Source organism: Siminovitchia fortis, assembly GCF_007681465.1.
Classification (GTDB): Bacteria; Bacillota; Bacilli; order Bacillales; family Bacillaceae_C; genus Siminovitchia; species Siminovitchia fortis.
The window spans coordinates 1-1,177 of sequence record NZ_VEKZ01000143.1 but is presented as its reverse complement, the minus strand read 5'-3'; the positions used below and the strand labels follow the sequence as shown (position 1 = coordinate 1,177).

Below are 1,177 nucleotides of genomic sequence, written 5' to 3'. Positions count from 1 at the left end.
TACATTAAGCAGTATAATAATTTTTACTCTTATTGTCCAAGTTCATTTAGGGGCTAAATAGATTCCTCGATAATTGTTGCCTTATTCCACTCTATCATTAATGTGGAATTCACAAATTGACCTTAACCTATAAATAAAATCTTCTAACCCCTCTGATGTAAGGCTAAATTTCACCTCATCCCCAAACAAAGTGCTAATGGAGAGTTCTTTATCACCGTCTTCTTCTCCTGGAATAATACTAATAGAATCGATACCCATTCTTAAGTCCATATTTATTTTCATTTAATCACACCCTTCCGTAGTAAATTAGCTTATATATTGACCATAGACCTGTAATGTATTACATGCAATATCCATTTTTGAATATTTTAAAGAAACAGTGAGGATTTGGACGAAATTGTCCAATACCTCCAAAAAAAAGCATTATTGATTGTCTTAGATTGCCTCAGCCCTGAAACTACGGGCCGTGGGGCTGTTTTGAAAAACAGGACATTAGAAGTATTATAAAAGCATGAGCCATTAAGCTAAAGTACACCGGTGTAAACAGGTTCATAATTTTAAAATATAACTTGATAAATAGTGATTAATTTGACGAAATTGATTGCTATCTAAAGGAGCGTATAAGTATTTATACAAAAGTAACCATCAGCAACAGATATGTAGAAGTTACACACCTGTCTCATCTTCCCAATATCAGTAAGACTTGCGATGGAGGGCGTAAAACATATGTGAATCAAAGTACTGAGCAATACGAAAAAAACATCAAAGTAAGCATCAACCGTGCTCGAAAACAAATTCGTAGGCTACTTGAGTGTAACTTTCCAGATCAATACTCTTTTATGACACTCACATTTTCAACATCCAATGAAATTGATACAACAGATATTGATTGCTGTAACGATATGTTCAGGAAGTTTAAAAAAAGACTTGATTATCATCTAGAAAAGATGATATTGCCGAAATTTAAATATATAGGTGTCATAGAGTTCCAAGATGAAAGCCGAGAAGGAGCAATTCATTATCATATTGTTTGTAACCTTACAGCAGTCTCAACAAAGAAACTGGAAGAACTTTGGTCATATGGCTGGGTACACAAAACAAATATCACGTCAGATGTTGTAAACTAGCACATTATTTCAGACACCTAATTTCAAATTAACTCCGGTGAAAAACCTGA

General features: G+C 33.7%; 2 protein-coding genes. One reads left to right on the top strand and one right to left on the bottom strand.

Going from position 1 to position 1,177, the window contains the following annotated elements:
• Positions 1–81 precede the first annotated feature (81 nt).
• Entirely contained in the window at positions 82–282 is a 201-nt protein-coding gene (locus FS666_RS19300) for a hypothetical protein (protein ID WP_144463783.1), read from the bottom strand.
• Between the two features lie 446 nt (positions 283–728).
• On the opposite strand from FS666_RS19300, the gene FS666_RS19295 reads away from it, so the two are divergent.
• On the top strand, positions 729–1,127 hold the full coding sequence (locus FS666_RS19295; RefSeq protein WP_144463782.1) for a rolling circle replication-associated protein: 399 nt from the start codon (positions 729–731) through the stop codon (positions 1,125–1,127).
• The last annotated feature ends 50 nt before the right edge of the window (positions 1,128–1,177 follow it).

Excerpts from the sequence above, each read along its gene's own strand:
- FS666_RS19300 (WP_144463783.1), bottom strand. The coding sequence starts at position 282 with ATGAAAATAAATATGGACTTAAGAATGGGTATCGATTCTATTAGTATT.